Below are 2,500 nucleotides of genomic sequence, written 5' to 3' on the forward strand. Positions count from 1 at the left end.
TCCTCCACCCGATGAGGGTGGGGGCCGCGAACTTTTTTACGGTAAGAATTCCGTTAGGACGAGTCTTGATATGGAGTTCCGTATTTTTCCCGGTGAAAATTACTTTAGATTTTGCAGTAGCTCCCACAAAATATCTTCCTTGAATAATGTTTCGCAATGAGTGCGGGATAAGTTGAAAAGCGGCTTTGAGTCTTTAACTTATTTTTTAAGAATTTCTCTCCAATTTCGATCCATATCTGTTTGATCGCAACTTTGTCAAGAATCGGATTTGATAAAGAATTTCATCGAAAGTGGATTCTCTCCGTCTATAATTTTCGATCGAGAACCGAATTTTTCATGATATTTGACCAAACGTTTGGTCAAATATTTATTTCTATGAATGGAAAAAATCAAAAAGAGGAAATTATCACCGCCTCCTTTGAGTCTATTTCGCAGAAACGGCTACATGCCCACTTCCATGACGGAAATCGCAAGCGCCAGCAATCTATTCAAGAAAGCGCATGTTATTGCTTCGAAAGCAAAGAAGCCATCTTAGACGAAGTTTTATCAAGGGTCGAAGATCCTTTCGAAACTGAGATTTGTAATTCAAATGCGAAGGATCCGAAGAGTGCAATCATCGCCATTAACGATAAAATTCTAAAATACATTTTGAATCATCCCGACCGCTGCTATTTGCGAACGTTTCCTTAGAGGCAAAATCACTGCATAAATCCGCCAAGAAAAAAATCCGATCCTTTTACGATCGTTGACGGATTCAAATTCTCCGCCCAGACCGAACAACATCCATATCTTTTTTTCTTGGATCGGTGGAACGATCGGAGTATCGATCATCGCCCTCCTTTCTAAAACCTTAGACTATCCTTTGCTAATGGCCCCGTTCGGCGGTATTTGCGCCCTTCTATTCGGAGTGCCCGAGAGCCCTTTTTCTCAACCAAGAAATTGAATCGGTGGTCATCTGATTTCATCCTGGTCGGACTTCTCTTCCTCACTCTATTCGGAAACGACTGGTATGCTCTCGCAATTGCAGTCGCCACTTCCATCGCTCTCATGCAGTTCACAAATACCGCATCTCCCGCCGGCGCCGAACGATCGTAATTCTTATAGGAAACGCAAACTGGGAGTTTCTTTTAACCCCGGCTCTGTTTGGATCTTTTCTGCTTCTCATCTTAGCGATTGTTTTCAACAACTTAGGAAAGAATCGTCTATACCCAAAGTTCTGGAGATAATCATAAACGCTTCGAATCCATACGTAAGAGTTTTGTGATTTGACTCCGCTCCTTTTTCGAGCAAAGAAGGAGCCGCTGCCGTCAGCGTCTATTATGAAATAGAAAATAAATTATAAATAAAGTCTCACTTTCCGTAAGTGAATTCGTGAAATAGCGTTCAATCTTTTCATCTTTTACCGAAATTTTCCTCATCTGAAAGATCAAACCGATTCTCTTTTGAAGCGTTCAATTGAATTGTTTAAAAATTATGTTCTTAGAATAAAACGCGCTCCCTGCGCGATTCTCTCCTAAACCTTAAAAGGACTCAAATGAAGAATGAGATTCCACGACGTCTCGATTCAGCAGTCTCCCTATAAGCTACGATCAATATTATAAATAACTTCCTAATATTAATTTTTGTAATGTAACGATCGATATCTAAAGAATAAATTATTTATTTTTAAAGTGAAATTTATTCTCTCCATCCCAAGAGTGCTCCAAATTCAAATTTGGAGGTGGCTCGGCTCATATCATAAGAGCCATTTCGAAGACTGAGTGAATTCAATTCACTCAATCAAAGTCATTCAGCTAACATTGATTATCTGAATGAGAATCATAAAACTCAAAGAGGAAAAAACATGAAAACTAGAATCTCATTACTGATTTTGGCTTTTGCAATCTTCGCAAATTGTTCCCAAGATCAAAATTCAGCCCGCGTCAAACGGGGAGAAAAATTAGTGAAGTTAGGAAGTTGCGCCGACTGTCATACGTCCAAGAGCATGACCCCGCAAGGTCCTGTTCCTAATACCTCCAAACACCTCGCCGGCTATCTGGAAACAAACAAACTACCCGAATACAAAAGTTTCAAAGGAAGTCCTTGGATCCTGTTTGCGGGAGATCTTACCGCTACTGTCGGCCCCTGGGGAGTTACTTTTGCGAAAAACTTAACTCCGGATAAGGAGACTGGAATCGGAGGTTGGACGGAAGAAATGTTTATCCAAACCATACGTACACAAAAAAGAATGGGAGTCGGAAGATCCTTACTTCCTCCAATGGCGCCGATTATGGGAGAAAGTTTAAATTCTTTAACCGATGAGGATCTCAAAGATATCTATGCTTATCTCAAGTCGATTCCTGCGGTAAGCAACAAAGTTCCGGAACCAATCCTGAACTGAGGTAACTTGGAAAGAAAAACGGATTGATCCTCCTCAATCCGTTTTTCTAGCTCATCCAAATAAAATTTTAGAAAACCGAAAAATAAGATCTAAACGAATTACCTTTTCGCCTCGCCCGTT

4 protein-coding genes are annotated in these 2,500 nt (G+C 40.4%); all 4 read left to right on the top strand.

Features of this window, described 5'->3' with window-relative positions:
• Positions 1-336 precede the first annotated feature (336 nt).
• The 4 genes from CH376_RS24095 to CH376_RS21395 all read left to right on the top strand — a co-directional run bounded on the left by CH376_RS24095 (position 337) and on the right by CH376_RS21395 (position 2,380).
• Positions 337-690: an H/ACA ribonucleoprotein complex subunit GAR1/NAF1 gene (locus CH376_RS24095; RefSeq protein ID WP_125231896.1), complete on the top strand. Its 354-nt coding sequence runs from the start codon at positions 337-339 to the stop codon at positions 688-690.
• A 55-nt stretch (positions 691-745) separates the two neighbouring features.
• Positions 746-943 carry an HPP family protein gene (locus CH376_RS24915; protein WP_420843577.1) on the top strand — a complete coding sequence of 66 codons (198 nt, stop codon included), beginning with the start codon at positions 746-748 and terminating at the stop codon, positions 941-943.
• The gene (locus tag CH376_RS24480) at positions 940-1,095 is read left to right on the top strand and encodes an HPP family protein (RefSeq protein ID WP_207767155.1); all 156 of its coding nucleotides are present in this window, start codon (positions 940-942) and stop codon (positions 1,093-1,095) included. Before CH376_RS24915 ends, CH376_RS24480 begins: the two co-directional genes overlap by 4 nt.
• Before the next feature lie 748 nt (positions 1,096-1,843).
• Positions 1,844-2,380, top strand: coding sequence for a c-type cytochrome (locus tag CH376_RS21395; protein WP_100783883.1), 537 nt, complete (start codon positions 1,844-1,846; stop codon positions 2,378-2,380).
• Positions 2,381-2,500 lie beyond the last annotated feature (120 nt).

The sequence above is a fragment of the Leptospira adleri genome, from assembly GCF_002811985.1.
GTDB classification, from domain to species: domain Bacteria; phylum Spirochaetota; class Leptospiria; order Leptospirales; family Leptospiraceae; genus Leptospira; species Leptospira adleri.